This window comes from Bifidobacterium thermophilum, from assembly GCF_002846655.1.
GTDB lineage: Bacteria > Actinomycetota > Actinomycetes > Actinomycetales > Bifidobacteriaceae > Bifidobacterium > Bifidobacterium thermophilum.
Genome location: NZ_PCGX01000008.1, coordinates 417,009 through 438,062, shown reverse-complemented (window position 1 = coordinate 438,062; position 21,054 = coordinate 417,009). Strand labels below are relative to the sequence as shown.

The 21,054-nt window shown below is 59.7% G+C and carries 13 protein-coding genes; all 13 read right to left on the bottom strand.

The window, feature by feature from the left end; translation table 11 throughout:
- The 13 genes from sufD to CQR48_RS04380 all read right to left on the bottom strand — a co-directional run bounded on the left by sufD (position 1) and on the right by CQR48_RS04380 (position 21,000).
- Positions 1–1,260 (bottom strand): Fe-S cluster assembly protein SufD, encoded by a 1,260-nt coding sequence (gene sufD, locus CQR48_RS04440; protein ID WP_101452219.1) that lies wholly within the window; start codon positions 1,258–1,260, stop codon positions 1–3.
- A gap of 27 nt (positions 1,261–1,287) precedes the next feature.
- The gene (gene sufB, locus CQR48_RS04435) at positions 1,288–2,742 is read right to left on the bottom strand and encodes a Fe-S cluster assembly protein SufB (protein WP_044086142.1); all 1,455 of its coding nucleotides are present in this window, start codon (positions 2,740–2,742) and stop codon (positions 1,288–1,290) included.
- Positions 2,743–2,994: 252 nt separating this feature from the next.
- Positions 2,995–4,662 (bottom strand): CTP synthase, encoded by a 1,668-nt coding sequence (gene pyrG, locus CQR48_RS04430; RefSeq protein WP_015450495.1) that lies wholly within the window; start codon positions 4,660–4,662, stop codon positions 2,995–2,997.
- A 141-nt stretch (positions 4,663–4,803) separates the two neighbouring features.
- Entirely contained in the window at positions 4,804–6,333 is a 1,530-nt protein-coding gene (locus CQR48_RS04425) for an alpha-amylase (RefSeq protein WP_101452124.1), read from the bottom strand.
- 205 nt (positions 6,334–6,538) lie between these two features.
- Positions 6,539–11,731, bottom strand: a complete 5,193-nt coding sequence (pulA, locus tag CQR48_RS04420) for a type I pullulanase (RefSeq protein ID WP_101452123.1) — start codon at positions 11,729–11,731, stop codon at positions 6,539–6,541.
- A gap of 433 nt (positions 11,732–12,164) precedes the next feature.
- Positions 12,165–12,620, bottom strand: a complete 456-nt coding sequence (locus tag CQR48_RS04415; protein ID WP_044091998.1) for a type II 3-dehydroquinate dehydratase — start codon at positions 12,618–12,620, stop codon at positions 12,165–12,167.
- Between the two features lie 48 nt (positions 12,621–12,668).
- Positions 12,669–14,381, bottom strand: coding sequence for a bifunctional shikimate kinase/3-dehydroquinate synthase (locus CQR48_RS04410; protein WP_371836379.1), 1,713 nt, complete (start codon positions 14,379–14,381; stop codon positions 12,669–12,671).
- A gap of 65 nt (positions 14,382–14,446) precedes the next feature.
- Positions 14,447–15,634: a chorismate synthase gene (gene aroC / locus CQR48_RS04405; protein WP_033492686.1), complete on the bottom strand. Its 1,188-nt coding sequence runs from the start codon at positions 15,632–15,634 to the stop codon at positions 14,447–14,449.
- A 195-nt stretch (positions 15,635–15,829) separates the two neighbouring features.
- Complete coding sequence (gene mltG / locus CQR48_RS04400; RefSeq protein WP_015450489.1) at positions 15,830–17,041, bottom strand: endolytic transglycosylase MltG; 1,212 nt, start codon at positions 17,039–17,041, stop codon at positions 15,830–15,832.
- A gap of 25 nt (positions 17,042–17,066) precedes the next feature.
- Positions 17,067–17,549, bottom strand: coding sequence for a Holliday junction resolvase RuvX (gene ruvX / locus CQR48_RS04395; protein ID WP_015450488.1), 483 nt, complete (start codon positions 17,547–17,549; stop codon positions 17,067–17,069).
- Between the two features lie 7 nt (positions 17,550–17,556).
- Positions 17,557–20,232: an alanine--tRNA ligase gene (alaS, locus tag CQR48_RS04390; RefSeq protein WP_101452122.1), complete on the bottom strand. Its 2,676-nt coding sequence runs from the start codon at positions 20,230–20,232 to the stop codon at positions 17,557–17,559.
- A gap of 84 nt (positions 20,233–20,316) precedes the next feature.
- The gene (locus tag CQR48_RS04385) at positions 20,317–20,553 is read right to left on the bottom strand and encodes a hypothetical protein (RefSeq protein WP_026650494.1); all 237 of its coding nucleotides are present in this window, start codon (positions 20,551–20,553) and stop codon (positions 20,317–20,319) included.
- A 21-nt stretch (positions 20,554–20,574) separates the two neighbouring features.
- Positions 20,575–21,000, bottom strand: coding sequence for a DUF948 domain-containing protein (locus CQR48_RS04380; RefSeq protein ID WP_015450485.1), 426 nt, complete (start codon positions 20,998–21,000; stop codon positions 20,575–20,577).
- Positions 21,001–21,054: the final 54 nt, after the last annotated feature.

The window sequence follows — 21,054 nt, the reverse complement described above, 5'->3', positions numbered from 1 at the left end:
TTACTTTTCCTCCAATACGGCTTGCATGGCCGCGTTCTCGCCTCGTGCCAGGCGACGGTCGATCACATTCATCAGGTGCTGTGCGATGGCGGGAACGCCGATTTCCTCGACGAGTTCCGCGAAGAATCCTTGGACCACCAGTTTGCGCGCCTCGGTTTCGCTGATGCCCCTGGATTCGAGATAGAACAGTTCCTCGTCGTCGAAACGGCCCACCGAGCTGGCATGGCCTGCACCGACGATATTGCCGTTCTCGATTTCCAGGTTCGGTTCGGAATCTGCGATGGCGCCCGGAGTAAGCACCAGATTCCTGTTGAGCTCGTAGGAGTCCGTGCCCGGGGCGGTCGGCTCAATCAGCGCGTTGCCAACCCATGTGGAATGCGCACCCTTGCCGCTCAACGCACCCTTGTACACGACGCGGGACTTGCACTCAGGGTAGTTGTGCACGACCATCGTCCGATGCTCGATATGCTCACCCGGGTCGGCGAAATAGATGCCGAGCATGTTGAGATCGCCTTGGGCGCCGCCGAAATCCTGGTCCATGCGGATACGCACGACGTCACCGCCGAGCGTCACCACGGAATGCCGCAACGAGGCTCCCGCCCCGACACGGATGCGGTGGTTGCCCACATGTTTGGAGCCCTTGTCCCATTCTTGCACGAAGGTCGTGGAGATATGAGAATCCGCGCCCGTGGAGATTTCCACGCCTTCAGCGATACGGGCGAGACCGTCATGTTCGACGATAACATCGCCATGCGCATGATCCTCCGCGACGATGACCAGATGGACTGCATCAAGGTCATTGCCGCCGCCGTGGATATGCACGAGCACCGGCGTGTCGATTTCGCCGCGCAAGCGTATTACGGTAGCCGTCTTGCCGCTGGCCCATTCGACCGCGGAAACCCGGTCGTTCGGCATCATCACGGTTCCTGAGGGCTGCTCCCCCATCGCGACCTGTGTCACGTCAACATGCCCGGCATCGACAGGACGTCCCTCGGTGTCGGTGACCGAGATGCTTGTTTTGCCGCTCGGCTCGAACACGTCGAAGAATTCCTCGATGCGTTCAATCGGCGTGTATCGCCAATCCTCTTGTTTTCGGGTCGGCTGCTTGAAGTCGCCCACCTCGAAGGAACGTGGTTCACGGTCCGCACTCGACGGCATGGCCGCGGGGAACGCATACGGGTCATGCGGGTCGGCTTGCGGGATCTTGATCTCCGTATCCTTCGGCTGGGTTTGCGATTGTACGTCCTGTACGTTCTGCATTGTGTTCTGCTCTTGTTCTGCCATGGATCAGCCTACCGATCCTTCCATCTGCAATTCGACGAGCCTGTTGAGCTCAAGCGCGTATTCCATCGGCAGCTCGCGGCTAATCGGCTCGACGAAGCCGCGGACGATCATGCCCATGGCCTCCTTCTCTTCGAGACCACGGCTCATGAGATAGAACAGCTGGTCTTCGGAAACCTTGGAAACAGTCGCCTCATGGGCCATGGATACGTCATCCTCGCGCACATCGACATGCGGATACGTGTCGGAGCGAGAGAAATCATCAACCAGCAGGGCATCGCACACGACCGACGAACTCGAGCCTTCAGCTCCGTCGACGATTTTCACGAGTCCACGATAAGCAGAACGACCGCCGCCGCGTGAAATGGACTTCGCCACGATCGTGGAGCTGGTGTGGGGTGCGAGATGAATCATCTTCGCGCCCGTATCCTGATACTGCCCCTTGCCGGCGAAACCGAGGGACATGGTGGATGCCTTGGCATACGGCTCGGCGAGTATGCATGCCGGGTACTTCATGGTTGCCTTGGATCCGATGTTGCCATCGACCCATTCCATTGTGCCGCCTTCACGCACGTATGCGCGCTGAGTGACGAGGTTGTACACATTGTTCGACCAGTTCTGCACTGTCGTGTAGCGTACGCGGGCATGCTTTTCGACGACTATTTCGACGATGGCGGCGTGCAGCGAGTCCGTTGAGTATATCGGCGCGGTGCACCCTTCGACGTAATGCACGTAGGAGCCTTCGTCAGCGATGATGAGCGTGCGCTCGAACTGACCCATATTCGGCGTGTTGATGCGGAAATAGGCCTGGAGTGGAATATCGACGTGTACGCCCTTTGGCACGTAGACGAAGGAACCGCCCGACCATGCCGCGGTGTTCAGTGCGCCGAACTTGTTGTCTTCCGGCGGCACGACCTTGCCGAAATACTTGCGGACCAAATCAGGGTATTCGCGGACCGCGGTATCGGTGTCAACGAAGATCACGCCCTGTTTCTTCAGATCATCGCGAATCGAATTGTAGATGACCTCGGATTCGTACTGCGCCGCGACGCCGGAGACCAGACGCTTCTTCTCCGCTTCCGGGATGCCGAGCTTGTCGTAGGTATTGCGGATATCGTCGGGAAGATCCTCCCAACGCTTCGCCTGCTCCTTGATCGGCTTGACATAGTACTTGAAATCGTCGGCGTTGAAGCCGCTCAAATCAACGCCCCACGAGGGCATCGGCTTGTCGACGAAAGCCTTGTAGCCGCGCAGACGCATGTCAAGCATCCATTGCGGCTCGTGCTTGTCGGCGGAGATGGCCCTTACGACGTTCTCGTCAATGCCTTTCTTCGCCGCTTCGCCGGCTGCGTCGGAATCATGCCAGCCGTAGTTGTAGTCACCGAACTGGCTGATGATCTCGTCATCCTGCTTGATCTTGTCCTCGTTGACGCGGGAACGGTCAGCCACATACTGGCTCATTTCCACGTCTTCCGCGGCGTTTGGTGTGTGTTCGCTCGCCACCGTACGCTGCCTCCATTCATTCGTTGTTCCATCGCTAACCTAACAGACCGGGGCGGAAAACACTAGGGGTTGTCCGAACTACGCCTCATGCGAAATCGGATGGTGACACGTGTAGGCGTGTCGAAATGAATGCGCCTGCACAACTTGGGATGTGCAGGCGCATTCGTGGTTCCGGTCAATGATGCCGGCTGTTTCGCACGTCAGTCACAGTTAGTCTTGGTCGGCAGCCTGATGATCCAGGGCCGCCTTGACCAGACCCGCGAACAGCGGATGCGGACGGGTCGGGCGGGACTTGAACTCCGGGTGAGCCTGGGTGCCCACGTAGAACGGGTGGACATCCTGCGGAAGCTCCACGAACTCGGTGAGTTCACCGTCCGGGCTTTCGCCGGAAATCCGCAGGCCGCCGTCACGCAGCTGCTGCTTGTAGTTGACGTTGACTTCGTAACGGTGACGATGACGCTCGGTCACGTGGGTGCTGCCATAGAGCTGGGCGACCAAGGAATCCTCCTCGAGGTTCGCCGGGTAGGAGCCCAAACGCATCGTGTGGCCCATATCGCCGTGGCCGGCGACGATGTCCTTCTGCTCTTCCATTGTGGCGATGACCGGGTTCTTGCAATCAGGCTCGAATTCAGTGGAGTTCGCATCCTCAAGGCCGAGCACGTCGCGCGCATACTCGATGACCATGGACTGGAGTCCAAGGCACAGGCCGAGCGCCGGAAGGCCAGTCTCGCGGGCGAACTTCAGCGCGCCGATCTTGCCTTCGATGCCGCGGATACCGAAACCGCCAGGAATCACGATGCCGTCGACGTTGTTGAGCGCCGCCTTCGCACCTTCCCAGGTCTCGCACAGGTCGGCCGCGACCCACTTGACGTTGACCTTGGCGTAGTTGGCAAAACCGCCGGCCTTGATTGCCTCGGTGACGGACAGGTAGGCGTCCGGCAGATCGATGTACTTGCCGACGATGGCGACGTTCACCTCATGCTTGGGGTGGTGCACGCGCTCGAGCAGATCCTCCCACTCGGCCCAATCCACATCGTGGAACGGCAGGCCGAGTTCGCGCACGACGTAGGCGTCCAGTCCCTCGTCGAACAGAATCTTCGGCACGTCGTAGATGCTCGGGGCGTCCACGCAGTTGACCACGCCTTCAGGGTCGACATCGCACATAAGCGAAATCTTGTCCTTGATGGACTGGTTGAGCGTGCGGTCGGAACGCAGCACGAGCGCGTCCGGGGTGATGCCCAGCTGGCGCAGCATCATCACGGAATGCTGGGTCGGCTTGGTTTTCAGTTCATGCGCGGCGGAGATGTACGGCACCAGAGAGACGTGCACGAACATGCAGTTCTCCGGGCCGAGTTCGCGGCGCACCTGGCGTGCGGCCTCGAGGAACGGCTGGGATTCGATGTCACCGACCGTGCCGCCGATTTCGGTGATGATCACGTCGACGTCGTCCGCGGCTTGGGCGCGCATACGGCTCTTGATTTCGTTGGTGATATGCGGAATCACCTGCACGCACTGGCCGAGATACTCGCCGGCGCGCTCCTTGCGCAGCACGGATTGGTAGATCTGACCAGTGGTGACGTTCGCCTTCTGGCTGAGGAAGACATCGAGGAAACGCTCATAGTGGCCGATGTCGAGATCGGTTTCGGCGCCGTCCTCGGTGACATAGACCTCACCGTGCTGGAACGGGTTCATTGTGCCAGGATCGACGTTGATGTAAGGATCGAGTTTCTGCTGAAGGACGCGGATGCCGCGGCTACGCAGCAGGCGTCCGAGGGATGAGGCGGTCAGCCCCTTACCGAGGGAGGAAACCACGCCTCCGGTGACGAAAATATGCTTGGTGACGTGTTCCGATGCATTGCCATGTTGTCTTCTTGCCATGGAACTCCAATCTATCATCTCGCCATGACCCGGCGTGTTTCGTTGCGCACGGCACGACAGGTAGCGGGCTGTGCGCAACGAAATCGACTCCTCCCCGATTACCGCCGTTGATTACGGGACAACGCGGGTTGAGCGAACATATCAGTTTCCGTACCAATCTGGGTCGGAGGCGTCGCGGGCGGCGGTGCCGTGCCAGGTGGAGGGCGTGGCGGCCACGTGGATGGCGATTGCCGAACCGGCGGGCACGGTCGCGTTGAGTTTGCCGTCGATGCCGATATGCGCTTTCGACGAGCAGTCGCCGCTGGCGTAGACATTGCAGTAGTCGCCTGCGGGCATCGACGTGGAATACGACACGGTGGCGTCGTTCTCGCCGTTGTTGATCACGATGTAGGCCCGGGCGCCACGGCCGAAGCCGATCACGTTATCGCCGTCGTCATGCCAGTCGGTCATACGTGCGGACCCGGCGACATTGTGCCAGCCGATCATGCCGCGAATCGCCGTCCACCGCTGCGTGCACGTCCAATCCGAGCCTGTGCCGCATGTGGTGTCGGGAACGGATGTCTTGGTCGCCCCTGGGGCTCCGTCGTCAGATTTCTCGTATTCGTAGCCGGAGAAGATGTTCGGCGTGCTGTACGGGTAGGCGAGCATGAAGGCGTTGGCCAGCAGATAGGAGTTTTCGTCTCGGTATGTCAGGGTCATGCCGTTGCGTTCGGTATCCCAATTGGTGACGAATATCGCCGCGTCACCGCTGGGCACCAGATTGCTCGTGATGTCTTTGATTGATTTGGTGCCACCGACCAGCGAATTCGAGAAGAAGGTCTTGAGCTGGTAGGCGTATTGGAATTCGGACACCTGCCCGGAACGCGTGTAGTTCTTCGGCTGGATGGCTGCGGCCTCGCTGACATTGCCGATGACCTCCTGCATCCACCAGATGTCGCTCAGGGAACGTCCGGTCTTCTGCGCCACGAGTTTCTTGATGGCGAGGACATCAGTATTGGAGATGTGTTTGACCGCGTCCACCCTGAAGCCGGCGACGCCGTATTTCAAGAGTTTGGCGAAATACGAAGCGAGCGTGTCACGCACATGGGCGGATGATGTGTCAAGGTCCTGCAATCCGGAGACACGGCAATCCTGCACGTTCTCCTGGTCGATGTAGTTGATGACATCCGTGTCGCAGGTGTGGAAATCCTTCGCGGTGTATCCGATGGCGGGGAAATCGCCCTTCGCGTCGAAGGAGCTGCCGCCGGTACCGGTGCCGCTACCCTGGTCGACGCCGGTTGTGTGGTTGATAACGGCGTCGGTGATGACGCCGACCCCTGCGGCCTTGCAGGTGGCGACCATGGATTTGAACTCCTGTTCGGTTCCTTCCTTGGAGTTCAAGTTGTAGCTCACCGGCTGATAGGACGTCCACCATTGAGTGCCTTTGATGGATTCCTGCGGCGGAGAGACCTGAACGTACGCCACACCTTCAGGTCCGAGGGTATCCGTACATTCCTTGGCGACTGACTTCCAGTTGGCTTGGAACATAGTCACGATGACATCGCTGCGGTAGCTTGCCGGATCGAAATCAGCGGGGACACCGGTCGGTGTGCGGAATGTCGCTACGGTAAGGCCTGCGCTGACGGCGATGCACAGCACGGCGACCACAATGGTTCTGATGCGTTGTTTCATGGTTCCTCCGTTGGATGGGCTGACAGCATTCTATGACGGGCAGCTTCGCCATGCAAACGTTCGCAGAGGGTGGTGGACGCTCAAGCATATTAGGACACAAACCAGCGCAAACAATGACAACGGGTGACGAACGCTGTTATACGTTCGTCACCCGTTGATGGGCCAGCCTGACATGAAGTCAGACTAGGCGTTGTGAGGCAGCAGGCTAGTCACGATGTGAGCCGTTCCTTGCCTTGCGCTCCCCAGCCAGCGACATCACACCGGCCAGAGCCAGTGCCATGCACACGAGGATGGCACCTGCGACGGAAGCGCCGGTCTTTGCAAGGTCCGCAGGCTTGTTTGCGGCCTGTGCGGCGGACTTGCTGTCCTGGGGTTTCTGTGCCGGCTTCTGCGTAGGCTGTTGGGCCGCCTTGTCACCAGTGTTGTCGCCGGGCGTATCCGTCGCTCCCTTCGGCGCGAAGGCGAGCACCGCGGCGGACAGGGCCGGGACCGTGTATCCGGCATCGGAGACCGTGGCGGTCTTCGCCTCGGACGGATCAGCCGTGACCGCGCCATCGGAAACCAGCAGCTTGTAGTCGCCGGCAGTCAGGCCGGATACTGTGGCATCCGTGTCATTGGCGTTGAGCACAACCACGTACGTGCCATCGTCGTCCTTGACCTGGTAGGCGACCACACCGTCCTTGGCCTCAAGGACCTTGGTGTTCTGCGCAATCTGGTCGTAACTTGACATACGGAACGCCGCGATCTTCTTGCGCAGGGCGATCAGGCCCTTGACATACTCGGCGTTCGCGCCATAGTTGGCATCGTTAAGACGATCCCAATCAATGGCGTTGACCGAGTCGCCGGACTTGTAGCTGTTGCCGTCACCGTTCTTGGTGCGCAGGAACTCCTGTCCGAGCTGGATCTCAGAGATGCCCTGCGACAGGAACAGCGCGGAATCGGCGAGTTCGGCGCGCTTGGTGCGTGTCGCCTCGTCATCGTTCGGCACCGACTTGACGAGCTTGTCGTACAAGGTCAGATTGTCGTGGATTTCCGCGTACTGGACCACCTGGGAGGCGGTCTGGTAGTGGTCCTGCGCATTGCCGTTCCAGCAGGTGGTGGCGCCTTCGGTTGAATCGTACGGGCAGCCGAGCATATTGTGCAGAATCAGCTTCTCCTGGTCGGCCTTGCCGGAAACGAAGCCGGTGTCGGTGTCGGAGAACACGGAGCCCTTAAGACCGTCACGGATCGAATCGTTGAAGAACGAGACGGTCGAACCGGTCTTGGTGCCGTTGAATCCGGTGTTGTCCAGCTCGTAGGCGTTGGGCTGGATGGACATCTTGGACTTGTCCATCGTGGAATTCATATCCCAGCCTTCGCCGACAATGATGATGCCCGGATCGATTTTGTCGAGGGCCGCGCGCACCGCCTTCATGGTTTCGAGATCCTCGAGGCCCATGAGGTCGAAGCGGAAGCCGTCGATATTATAATTCTTCGCCCAATACGTGACCGAATCGACGATGTACTTGCGCATCATCGCCCGTTCGGAGGCAGTGTCGTTGCCGCAGCCGGAGTTGTTGACCATGGAGCCGTCCGCATTGTACCGGAAGTAGTATCCCGGGACAGTGAGGTTGAACGGGTTCGTCGAGGCGTCGGCGACATGGTTGTAGACCACATCCATGATGACGCGCAGGCCGTTGTTGTGCAGCCCGTTGACCATTTCCTTGGCTTCGACGATTCGCGCGGCGGGATCACTCGCGTTCGACGAGTACGAGCCTTCCGGCACGTTGTAGTTCTCCGGGTCGTACCCCCAGTTGTAGTTGGAATCATCCAGTGCCTTGGTCTCGTCGACGCTCGCATAGTCGAACATCGGCTGGATCTGCACGTGGGTAATGCCCAGCTGCTTGAGGTAGTCAAGACCGGTCGCCTTGCCTTGAGAATTCTTGGTACCCGCTTCGACAACACCGAGGTACTTGCCGCGATTGGCTTCTGACACACCGGAGTTGGCGTTCTTGGTCAGATCGCGGATGTGGGTCTCGGCGATCACCGCGTTGGACGACGAGCCGAAGGACGGCATGCGCTCGAAGTCCTTGATGGACTTCTCCTCGTCAGACAGGACGACGGAACGCTTGCCATTGACCACGGCAGCGGTCGCATAAGGATCGGCCGAGTAGTTGACCGTGCCGTCGGCGAAGGTGAGGCGATACTGGTAGGCGGTATCCTTCAGGTCCCCGTCCACCGCGACGCTCCACACGCCCTTGTCGCCCTTGGTCATCGGCGAGGTATAGGCCTGTTCGGCGTCCGCGCTCGTGTCGGACTTGTAGACGACCAAGTCCACGCCCTTGGCGGTCGGGGCCCACACCTTGAAGGTGGTCTTGCTCTTGGTCCACGTGGCTCCAAGATCATCACCGTCGTAGGCGTAGGTCTTGTCGAAGTCGTCGGTGCGCACGATGGCACCAGCAACCGCAGTGGCGGAACCGATCTTGTCGCCCTTGTCGTTGCTGATGGTCACGGTGTACGCGCCATCGACGGCGAGAGCGTCCTTCGTGGTGACGGTCACAGTCGCCTTGTCGGCTTTCACGTCGGCAACGTCAACGGTTTTGCGGTTTTCGTCTGTGACGGTCGCGGTCACGTCGCCGGAAGGCTCGCCGCTGAGTTTGACGGCGATCTTCTTGGCATCGGCGATTTCCGCGCTGCGCACCGAAACGGTCAGGGACGGTTGTGCGGTGTAGACGGTTGGGTCGCCGGCGACCAGCCAGACCTCAGCCTTGCCGGTCTTGGTGGCGGAGTCGAACACCAGGGAGTCGGCCGGGATGAAGTGGTTTTCGCCATCAGGTTCCTTGATCCAGGCATCGCCACCGTAGCGGCGCAGCAAGCCGATGTCACTGGCTCCAGATGACGTGTCGGTGGGATACTTGTAGTTTTTCAGCGTCCACGTGCTGATTTCACCCCAGTCATCATGACTGGTGAGGCTCTGCTGCGAATTAACGCTGCCGGCACCTGACCATGTCCACAGGTCCCACTGCGGAGTCTTGTTCGTCGTGTCGCCGGCGTTGAAATACAGGCCGTCGTCTCGGTAGTAGTGCACCGTAATGTTCACGTCATACCCTTTGCAGGAGCTGACGTAGTCGGCCGGGGCAACGGTGAGCGTCTGCTCGAGATCCGAGGCGGTGCCGTCCACCCAGATCTCTGCGGTGCCGTCCGCTGCGACCTTCACATTACGGTCATTCTGGCCGACCTTTTTCCAGTCATCCTTGCCCTTGATAATGACACCGAAATCGGTGTACGTACCGTCGAAGGTGACAGTGGCGACTTCGCCCCAGCAATCGGTGCCGGAGAACTCGATCTGCTGTCCGTCAAGTTTCGCTGAGGTGTTGGAATTCGATCCCCACACCCACAGGGCGCGTGCCTTGTCACCCGCAGGCGCCTTGTAATGGACGACCAAACGAGTCTTGCCGTTCTGGTGGTATGTTTTCGGCGAACCGACCGTGCTGGCATGATCGGTGACGGTCTGCTGGACGATGCCCTTGGCGGCTTCGTAATTGCCACCGCCGTTCGGATTGTCCCAGCTGTTGCTGCCGTCGTTGAACACGTATTGCACGGTATTGCCGCCGGTTTCGATGGTGTACTTCCAGTAGCCGCTCGTCTTGTCGTAGGTCATCGCCTTGCCGGGAACGTCGGTCCAGGTTTCGCCGACACCGTAGTGGATGTACGGCTGCTTGTATCCGTTGTCGTTCTTGTAGTACACGGTGAGCGTGGTGTCCGTGGGCTTGACGGCCTCGTCCTTGATTTCGACCTTCGGGTCGGACGGGTCGGTGGTCGCCGAGGCCGCCGGATGGCTGGCCTTGGTGGCGCCGCCGTACAGGGCGATTGCCGAACGGGCCGGGATGGTGGTCTTGACCTTGCCGCCGGAGACGGTCACGGTCTGGGAGCAATCCTGGGTGGAGAACACATTGCAGTATTCGCCGTCCGGAAGCGTCGTGTCGTAAGTGACGTCAAGCGCCTTGGTGCCGTTGTTGAGCGCCAGGAAGCCCTTGGTGCCGCGCGAGAAGGCGATGCTGTCGTTGCCGTTGGACTGCCAGTCTTTGACCGGTGAGGTCGCGGTATCGCCGACGTATTTGTGGAAGGCAATCATGCCGCGCGTGGAGGTCCAGCGCTGCTCGCAGTTCCAGTCGCCCGTGTTGGTGGAGCAGGCCTTGTTCATGTCAACATCCGGGACCGTCGTGTCGGTGGCTCCTGGCGCACCGGCATCCCTGTTGTCGAACTTGTATCCTGACATCAGGCGCGGTGTGCCGTAGCCGTAGGCCAGCATGAACGCGTTGGCGAGCTGGTACTTGCCGCTGTCCTTGTACGTGATGGTGCCGTTGTCGCGCTCGGTGTCCCAGTTGGTGACGAATACGTTCGCATCGTTGCTTGATAGGTCGCCGCTCAGTCGCTTGGCCAAGTCCTTGAGCGAAGTGACGTTGTTGTTGAACGCTTGGCTCATTTCGCTCTTGAATCCGAATTCGGTCACCGTACCGTTCTGTGTATAATGCGGCGGCTGGATGCCGGCGGCTTCGGAGCCATTGCCGATGACCTCCTGGATCCAGTAGATATCGGATGCGTTCTTGCCGATCTTCTGCGCAAGTTTGGCTTTCAGCGCGTGGAGGCTGTCGGTGTTGATGTGCTTGGCGGCGTCGATACGGAAGCCGATTACACCGTAGTTGTACATGCGGGCCATATAGTCGGCTTCGATGTCCTGCACCTTATCGGATTCGGAATCGAAATCAAGCATGCCGTTCAGACGGCATTGCTGGACCTCCTCCTGATTCTTATAATCCGCAACCTCCTTGGTGCACGTGTGGAAGTCCGCAGCAGTCAAACCGTCAGGATACGTGGATGTCGCGAATCCGGGGAATGAGCCGGCATCGGGCGTGTACTGGCTGCCGTTCGTGCCGGTGAAGGTGCCTTTATTGTCGGGAGCGGCGGTGTTGTTCATGACCACATCGGCGATGATGCCGACACCTTGCGCCTTGCAGACGGTGATCATGTTCTTGAATTCAGCTTCGGTGCCCAGCTTTGAATCAAGCTTGTAACTCACCGGCTGGTATGAAGTCCACCAGGAGCTTCCCTTGATGGATTCCTGGGGCGGGGACACTTCGACGTAGCCTACGTCTTCGGGGCCGTAGGTGTCCTTGCATTCCTTGGCGATGGTGTTCCAGGTCTGCTGGAACGCAATGACCTGGACATCGCTGTTGACCCAGCTTGCCGCGGTTGAGGCGGTGACACTGGACGTGGACGAGCCGGAGCTCGTCGAGGTTTGATCCTCTGCCTGCGCGTTGACAGGAAGTGTCAACGCCCCGGCACCAAGGACCATCGCAGTGCACACGGCGACGCCAAGCGTCTTGCATGCCGCTGTTTTGAATCGTTGAATGGCCATATATCCTTCCAATTCTCAACTGTGAGATGCCCGTACAGGAAATCGCGCCGGATTGCGCGTAGCCTGCTGTGGCTGTATCGCATGCCCTCCGGCCGTGTGACCACGACCACCTGGGGAGGTCCGTCATCGGATTGCATACGTTTGTATCAGGTATTTTCATGATATCGGGATTGTTCCGCAACACCAATGCAACGGTGCGATTGTTGAAAGACCGCCATTCTTCAACACTGTTTGACATTGTTTCATGAGACGACGGTCAGTGTTTTCTGAATCGCTTCACACAAAACGTTGTCATGCCGGTTGTCAACCCGTTGCCGTGCCGGTTCGTGGCGACTCACACGCGCGCAATCCTCTGCTGCTACGCGCATGAAAAACAACAAGCCCCGACGATTCAACAATCGTCGGGGCTAAGCTAATAGATCCGGGGTGGAATTCAGGCTTCTTGGCCGATGATGTGGGCCACCGCCTCGAGGGCGAGACGATACCCGAAGAATCCCATGCCTGTGATGGTTCCCGTAGCCACCGGTGAAATGACACTACGCTTGCGGAACTCGTCGCGTGCCGCGGGATTCGAAATATGCACCTCCATCAGTGGCACGCCGGCATCACCAACCATATGCGCCGCGTCGGCGAGGCCGTAGCTGTAATGCGTGAACGCCGCCGGGTTCATGACGACCGGAATGGCGCCATCCGCGGCCTCATGCATCCAGTGGATCATCTCCGCCTCGTCATCGGTCTGCCGAACTTCCACATCCAGACCAAGTTCTTGCCCCCACTGCGTGCAATCCTTGCGCAGCGTTTCAAGGTCCTGATGCCCGTACACATCGGGCTGGCGGACGCCAAGACGCCCGAGATTGGGTCCATTGACCACAAGAACATGTCGTGCCATTGCTGTCCTTTCGCTTGTTACCGAATCCTTGGCAATCGCAGGAGGCGTTCAGTGCGCAGAACGGATCCGCTCGAACGCCTCATGCACTGCCTCGATAGGCGGATCGTCCAGATGGATCGGGTGGCCGACACCTTCGAGCACCACGAAACGCAGGGTGTTGCCGCGCGCCTTCTTGTCGCGGTGCATGAGTGTGAGCACGCTGTCCCAATCGCCGCCCGACCATGAAATCGGCAGGCCGAGCGAACCGAGCAGCTGACGATGATAGTCGACGAGATCCTGATCGATATACCCGAGGATACTGGACAGTTCCGCCGCGAACACGCATCCGACAGCAACCGCATTGCCATGCCGCCACTTGAAATGCTCGATCTGTTCGATAGCGTGACCGAGCGTGTGCCCATAGTTGAGGAATTCACGTAGCCCGGCTTCGCACAGGTCGTTGGACACGTGATAGGCTTTGACCTTCACCGTACGCTCAATCAGTTCTGCGACAACATCCTCGAGCGGAGAGCCGAGGAAGGTGGAACCGTCGAACTCGCGCAATTCCTGGGCATGATCCTCCAGAATGCTGAGAATCTCAGGATCGCGTATGAATCCGGATTTCGCGACTTCGCCCAGGCCTTCGATGAAGATATCGTTGGGCAGAGTCTCCAGGGTTCGCATATCGGCGAGCACACCCGCAGGCGTGTAGAACGAGCCGACGAGATTCTTGCCTTGCGGCGTGTTGATACCGGTTTTCCCGCCGGTTGAAGCATCCACCATCGCCAGCAGGGATGTCGGGCAGTTCACGTAGCGGATGCCGCGCATCCAAGTCGCCGCGACGAATCCGGCAAGATCGGTCGCCGCGCCGCCGCCCAAGCCGACCACGGCGTCCGAACGGGTGAACCCCTCGTTGCCGAGCCGCTGCCAGATGCCGTTGGCGACTTCGATGGTCTTGCCGGCCTCGGCGTCCGGAATCAGCACGTCACTGACCTCGTACCCGGCCTGGCGCAACAGAGCGCGCGCACGATCAGAATGCCGCTGTACGGGCGCCGTATGGATCAGGGCAATTCTCACCGGCCGGTCGCCCAGCACTTCGGCGAGATGATTCGATGTCCCGACGCCGATGCGCACATCGTACGGCGTGATTGACGCGCCTGTGACATGTACGTCATGTTCCATGACCATATCCATCACCTTCCTTGCCGCATGTTGCGGCGATGATCCGCGGGTATGCACATGCACATTCGCGACAGCGTCGAATACTGGGTCGCGTTCCTCGTACAAGGCACGCCAACGGGCGGCGGCATCACCGGCGAGCATCGGCCTGTTGCCGCCCCGGCGCGCCCGCTCCATCGCTTCCTGCGGATCGGCTTGCAAATAGACGACTTTGCCGCCTTGCGAGATATACTTCTGCAGATTGCGGCGGACGGACTCGGTCATGGGCGCTCCCCCGCCGAGCGAGACGATACCACCGGCCGTGCGCAACAAATCGGCGATGACCTGCGATTCCAGCTCACGGAACTTCGGCTCGCCGTACTCGCTGAAATACTCGGTGATACGCATGCCAGCACGCTGCTCGATCACCTCGTCCGAATCAGTGAACCGAACTCCCAGCATCTGTGCGACTTCGCCGCCCACACGTGTTTTTCCAGCTCCAGGCATGCCGATGAGCACTGCCACCGGCGGCTCAGCTATACGAGGCGTGTTCCGTGATTTGCCTGACCGACGAGGTTGACCATGATGGCGATTGCCGTGGCCGCCATGACGATGCTCAGTCATACCATCCTCACTCTGTAATCAGTGAAATCCCTACCGATGTATGCGAACTTGCCACTGGGCGACGCTCAGCGCAGATGCTCGGGCCAGGAGGCGAGATAGTTCTCGGCGTTTCTACGCGTTTCGGCGATATTGTCACCGCCGAATTTCTCAAGGACGAACTGCGCCAAGGTCAGCCGCACCATCGCTTCGGCGACGACCGACGCCGCCGGGACTGCCGTGTTGTCGGACCGCTGATTGATGGCCTGTGCCGGCTCGCCCGTCAGCACGTCGATGGTGCGCAAGGCCTTCGGAATCGACGGGATCGGCTTCATTGCAGCCCTCACGCGGATGGGCTCGCCGTTGGACATACCACCTTCGATACCGCCAGCACGATTGCTCAGACGACTGATACGGCCGTCATCATTCACCACAATCTCATCATGGGCGAGGGAGCCGGGACGGTCTGCTTCCTTGAATCCATCGCCGATTTCGACGCCCTTAATCGCCTGGATGCCCATCAGGGCGCCGGCCAGTGCCGCATCGAGACGGCGGTCTGATTCGACGTACGTACCCAGTCCTGCGGGAACGCCGTACGCGATGACCTCGATGACACCGCCAAGTGTATCGGCAGACGCTTTCGCCTCGTCGATGCGTTCCATCATGCGCTTTTCGGCGTCTTTATCCAGGGTTCTGACCGGTGACGCATCGAGTGCGTCGAGGTCATCCGGGACCGGCAGCGGAGCATCCTCGTCAATACCGACACCGCCTATGGAGATGACGTGCGCAACCGTGCGAATGGACAGCGCCTGTTCGAGGAAATTCGCGGCCACCGCGCCCAAAGCCACGCGGGATGCTGTTTCACGAGCGCTGGACCGTTCCAAAATCGGGCGGGCGTCGGTAAAACCGTATTTGCGCATGCCGGTCAGGTCCGCGTGTCCAGGTCGGGGACGGCTCAGCGGCGCATTTCGGCCGGTGTCAGGCAATTCGTGGTCAAGCGGGTCGGCGCTCATGACTTCGGTCCATTTAGGCCATTCGGTGTTGCCGATTTCGATGGAGATCGGCGAGCCCAAGGTGGAGCCGTGGCGAACACCGGTCAGCAGGCGCACCTGATCCTGTTCGAATTTCATTCGCGCGCCACGCCCGTAGCCGAGACGACGCCGGGCAAGAGCCGCAGAGATATCCTTCGTGCAGACCCGCACGCCGGCAGGCAGCCCTTCCATCATCGCGACGAGCGCTTCACCATGTGACTCCCCTGCGGTCTGCCAACGCAACATGTCGTCTCCTTTGCTCAAATGCCGGCTTGTCTGTCGTTTTTCGGTATGTCCGTCTGCCGCATGGCATGAATGCATGATTCCGCTCGTGCCCTGCAGCTGGCGCAGCTTCTCGAATAATAGCGTCAACCCGCCCCACGTGTGCATCTGCGTCTTCTATATGGACACGAAAGACGCGGATGCACACGTGCCGCCTGCTCAGTTCGCGTTGCTGTTCGAACTCTTGTATTCGTCACGCAGCTTCCAGAACTCATCCTCGGTGGTGGCGAATTTCGTCTCACCGGTGGTGAGATTCACGGTGACGAAGTACAGCCAATCCCCCTCGGGAGGATTCATGGCGGCTTTGATTGCCGATTCGCCCGGATTGCTGATCGGCGTAGGCGGCAAGCCAGTATTGACACGCGTGTTATACGGGTTTGACGCATCCTGAAGCATGGCGTCGGTGAGTTTGTCGGCGGTGGTTCCCAAACCGTAGGCGACGGTGGAGTCCATGCCGAGCGGCATGTTCTTGGCCTGCCGGTTGAGGATGACGCGCACCACTTTGCCGTAGTATTCGTCAGCATTGACTTCAGATTCGGCGATTGAAGCGATGATCAGCATCTTCTCGCGGTCCGCCCCTGTGGGCGCCCCCAGCGAATCCAGCTTTTCAACGCGCTTGTCAACCATCTCTTTAATGATGTCGTTAGCTGAATTGCGGTTTTTCACGTTGTAGGTGCCCGGCTCGAACCAACCTTCGAATTTGCCGCCAGCTTCCGCGGGAAGGATTCCGGCACCGCCGCCGTTGATGACCGCATTAAAGTCGTCGGCACTGATGCCCGACAGCTGGGCGGCGTCGGCGATGACCTGCGAAACCCGTTCTCCTGCCTTGACCTGCAGGAATCCGGTGGCCTTGGACTGGTCGGAAAGAATCGCGATGACGTCGGCGCAGGCCATGTGCTTCTTCAGTTCGTACGTGCCGGGATACAACGTGCTGTTGTTGGCGGCCACGGCGCTGGTGAATGCGGCCTGCGATTTTACGACATCGGCCTTGACCAGATTATTCCCGATTTCCGCCGGCCCTTCGCCGCTTTCCACCGTGAATTCCACTTTGCCGGTACCCGGTCCGGGATAATCGGCGGTCAACGCCTGCGATGCGCGTTCACGGGCATTACGCCAAGACTTGAGTTTTGTATAGCCGAATACCAGCAGTCCGACAACCATGGCCACGACGACCACAATCGCCACGATACGAATGATCTGCTGGTTACGACGCTTCTCGTGCGATTTGCGCAATTGGCGCCGTGACAGAGGCACTTCATCGTTGGCATCGCTAAGGTCGGCGGTACCGTGGGGATGCGTATGGTCTCCAGAGCCATCGGTATCGGTCCACTGCGTGCGTTCCTCGAAGAACTCGCGGAAATCATCTGGCATGGTCTCTTCTCTTCCTTTCGCCGGCCTACGCAGCCTCGTTGCTGGGTATGGCATCGGCATGACGGGCGTCCAACGCTGATTGAAGGATCAGCACCGCCGATTGCTGATCGACCATCGGACGGTGGTCACGTGTTGAAATCTGGTTATCGCTCAGCTGGCGGTGGGCTGCGACGGTAGTCAGCCGTTCGTCTTGCAGCTCTACAATCGGCACGTCGTTGAGCTGGATTTGCCCGGTGTTACGGTACTCCAGCAGCCGCGACATGAGTTCGCGCGTCCAGCCTTGCGCTTTGCGCGCGCTTTCTCCCTGTTTGCCACTGAGCAGCAGGGGAACGCCCACGATGATGCGTTCCACCTGCTCTCGTTCGATGATGTCGATGACATCCTCGATGGCGTCCATGGCATTGCCGTGGACTTTGATATTGCCTATCGGGTGTGCGAAGGTGAGCTCGGGGTCGGACAATGCGAGTCCGACCCGGGCTTCACCGAGATCGACACCAAGCCACACCATCGTGTGGTCAGCCTCTCATCGCCTCGTCGGCAAGAGAGCTCAACGCGGCATCGATCTTGCTCGCGTCAGCGCCGCCGCCCTGGGCGAAATCAGGCTTGCCGCCGCCACCGCCGCCGAGCATCTTGGACGCACCGCGCACGAGGTCACCCGCCTTGATGCCGAGCTTGCGTGCGGATTCATTGGTCGCCACGGCAACCATCGGCTTGTCATCGCTGCTGATGCCGGCAAGGGCAACTACAACCGGCTTATCGTCACCAAGACGGCCACGGATGTCGAGGACGGTCTTGCGCAGCGCGTCGAACGAGCCGAAATGACCGACATTCTTCGAGGCGACCGTAACAGGCGCGTTCGAAGCCTGGGCTTTCTTCACAAGCTCAGGGACGGCAGCTGCAAGCTGGGCCTCGTACATAGAGGACAGGCGACGATCGGATTCCTTGAGCTTGGCAAGCAGCGTATTGACACGATCGGCGAGCTCGTCCGGACGGGCGTTGAGCTTGTCGGACAACTGCGAGACCAACGCATGCTCACGGGCGTTGAATTCATAGGCGCCTTGGCCGACAACAGCATCCACGCGGCGAACACCGGAGCCGATGGAGGCTTCGGACATGATGCTGATCTGGCCGATCTTGCCGACATGGTCGACGTGGGTACCACCGCACAGCTCGCGGCTCCAGCCGTCCTCGCCGATGGACACGACACGCACGATATCGCCGTACTTCTCACCGAACAGATGCATCGCGCCGAGCGCAATAGCGTCGTCGAACTTCATTTCCTTGGTGGTGACGACAAGGTTGTCGCGCAGACGGTCGTTGACTCGCGCCTCCACAGCGTCCATGACGGTCTTGCTCGGGGCCTTGGACCACTGGAAATCGAAGCGCAGACGGTTCGGGGCATCTTCGGAGCCACGCTGGGTAGCCTGCGGGCCGAGCTCTTCGCGCAGAGCCTTATGCACCATGTGTGTTGCGGTGTGAGCGCGAGCGATGGCGCCACGACGCTGCAGGTCGATATTCGCGTTGACCGCGGCACCGACCACGAGCGTGCCTTCGGTCAGACGGCACTGATGGACGATCAGATCCTTGATGGGCTTCTGCACGTCGTCGACTTCAAGCACCGCGCCGTCGTCGGAGATAATCTCGCCCTGGTCGGCGAGCTGACCGCCAGCCTGGGCGTAGAAGGGGGTGCGGTCGAGGATGACCTCGACGTTCGCCGGGCCGGTCACCGCAGGCACCGAACCCTTGCCTTCCTGCATGATGCCGAGCACGGTGGAACGGCTCGAAAAATCGGTGTATCCGAGGAAGTCGATCGGCTTGGCGAGCGTCTTCTTGAAATCGTCGTAGACGCTCAGATCAACGTTGTGGCGCTTCTTGAGTGCGTCGGCGCGTGCACGGGACTTTTGTTCGTGCATGAGCTCGCGGAACTTCGCCTCGTCGACCTTAACGCCCTGTTCCTGGGCCATTTCAAGGGTGAGCTCAATCGGGAAGCCGTAGGTATCGTGGAGCTTGAAGGCGTCCTCACCGGAGACTTCACCATGATTACGCTTGGCCTGATCGACCGCGACGTCAAGAATCGTGGTGCCGCTTTCCAGGGTCCTCAGGAAGGCGTCTTCCTCACCGTATGCGGATTCCGAAACCTCATGGAAGGTGTCCTTGAGTTCCGGATAATTCGGTTCCATTGCCGCTTCAGAGACCGGGAAGAGTGTGGGCAGCACGTGGTCGCGCACGCCGAGCATACGCATGGAGCGCACGGTTCGGCGCAGCAGACGACGCAGCACGTAGCCACGACCGACGTTGCTCGGACGCACGCCGTCGGACATGATCATGAGGGCGGAACGCACATGATCGGCCACGACGCGGAAGCGCACATCCGCGTCAGCGTCTTCACCGTAGGTACGGCCGGAGAGTTTCTCCGCGGCCTCGATGACCGGGAAGACCTCATCGGTCTCGTAGATGTTCTGTTTGCCCTGCATGAGGTACGCGAGACGTTCCAGACCGGCGCCGGTATCGATGTTCTTGTGTTCCAGCTCGCCGACGATATGCAGGTCGGTCTTGGACTTGACGTTGTCAACCTCGTAGTTTTCGAAAACGAGATCCCAGATTTCGATGAACCTGTTTTCGTCAGCCGCGGGACCGCCATCACGGCCGTATTCCGGGCCGCGGTCAACGTAAATCTCGGAGCAGGGGCCGCCGGGGCCGGGGCCGCCAGTGGTCCAGAAGTTGTCTTCCATACCGAACACCTGCATATGTTCGGGGTCGAAGCCTTCGTTCTTCCAGATCGAACGCGCTTCCTCATCGTCGGTGAAGGTGGTAACCCAGAGCTTTTCGGGGTCGAAACCGTAGCCGCCTTGGTCCTGCGGGGTGGTCAACAGCTCCCACGCGTAATGGATTGCCTCCTCCTTGAAGTAATCACCGAAGGAGAAGTTGCCCAGCATCTGGAAGAAGGTGCCGTGGCGGGTGGTTTTTCCGACCTCGTCGATATCGAGCGTACGCACGCACTTCTGGTTCGAGGTCACGCGCGTGGCGGGCGGCGTCTGCTCACCGAGCAGGTACGGGATGAACGGCACCATGCCTGCAATGGTGAACAGGGTTGTCGGGTTCGGTGAGATGAGCGAAGCCGACGGCATGACCAAATGGCCGTGCTTCTGAAAATACGTGAGGTAACGCTTTGCGATGTCTGCTGTGCGCATAAGCGGGATGACTCCTTGTGTTGTGTGCGGCTCGCGGTTGCGGCGTGGGCCTGCGTTATTGATGCCAGACTGGTGCGGCACCTGTTACTTTGAAATACCTGAATACTGTGCGTTTAACTCCGCTTCGCGCGCTTTGCGGGTCGTGTTGAAATCCTCGATGAGACCGGCGAGCGTGCGTTGCAGGACGTTGTCCTGATCGGGGCCGAGCAGGAACTGCCTTGCGTTATCAGGGGTGTTGGCCTTGACATAAGCCTGGGCTTTGGCGACGGCCACCACACCGATGACCACGCCTACTGCCACCCAGAACGTTCTTTTCATGATGCTCCTTGTCTGCCTGCCCGGTTACTTCGTTGGGGCCTTCGCCCGCGTCTTGGCGTCAGCCGGCTTGGTGGGCACGACCTGCTTGCGTGCGGTTTTCTTGGAGAAGAATTGCTGAACCGTCGACTTGAGCGCATACACCGTAGATGCAGCTTTGATGACCGGCTTGCCGAGGAATGAACCGTACAAATCAGTCAGCGCGGTGATGTTGTTTACCGTGGTGGATGCGGAATCGGAGATGCGATTGACATCAGCCAGGGACTTGTTGACCTGCTTGACTGTGGTGACCCCCTCGTCAATGGCGGGGATGGCGTGGTCACCCGACTCCTTGACGGTGATGGCGATTTGGTCGAACAGCTTGCCCAGCCGAATCAGCGGGTAGATAAGGAAGCCGACAAGAATCGCGAATGCGATTGCCGCAATCAGCCCGGCGATGTCTCCAACACCCATGCGAACCTCTTTCTGCTCACGCGCGTACAGCGCTACGATACCGGGTCAAGCCTA

Bases quoted from the DNA above. Each gene is read 5' to 3' on its own strand.
- CQR48_RS04410 (WP_371836379.1), bottom strand. From the start codon at position 14,381: ATGACTGAGCATCGTCATGGCGGCCACGGCAATCGCCATCATGGTCAA.
- aroC (WP_033492686.1), bottom strand. From the start codon at position 15,634: ATGTTGCGTTGGCAGACCGCAGGGGAGTCACATGGTGAAGCGCTCGTC.
- sufD (WP_101452219.1), bottom strand. From the start codon at position 1,260: ATGCAGAACGTACAGGACGTACAATCGCAAACCCAGCCGAAGGATACG.
- alaS (WP_101452122.1), bottom strand. From the start codon at position 20,232: ATGCGCACAGCAGACATCGCAAAGCGTTACCTCACGTATTTTCAGAAG.
- pyrG (WP_015450495.1), bottom strand. From the start codon at position 4,662: ATGGCAAGAAGACAACATGGCAATGCATCGGAACACGTCACCAAGCAT.
- CQR48_RS04415 (WP_044091998.1), bottom strand. From the start codon at position 12,620: ATGGCACGACATGTTCTTGTGGTCAATGGACCCAATCTCGGGCGTCTT.
- mltG (WP_015450489.1), bottom strand. From the start codon at position 17,041: ATGCCAGATGATTTCCGCGAGTTCTTCGAGGAACGCACGCAGTGGACC.
- ruvX (WP_015450488.1), bottom strand. From the start codon at position 17,549: ATGGTGTGGCTTGGTGTCGATCTCGGTGAAGCCCGGGTCGGACTCGCA.
- sufB (WP_044086142.1), bottom strand. From the start codon at position 2,742: ATGAGCCAGTATGTGGCTGACCGTTCCCGCGTCAACGAGGACAAGATC.
- pulA (WP_101452123.1), bottom strand. From the start codon at position 11,731: ATGGCCATTCAACGATTCAAAACAGCGGCATGCAAGACGCTTGGCGTC.
- CQR48_RS04380 (WP_015450485.1), bottom strand. From the start codon at position 21,000: ATGGGTGTTGGAGACATCGCCGGGCTGATTGCGGCAATCGCATTCGCG.
- CQR48_RS04425 (WP_101452124.1), bottom strand. From the start codon at position 6,333: ATGAAACAACGCATCAGAACCATTGTGGTCGCCGTGCTGTGCATCGCC.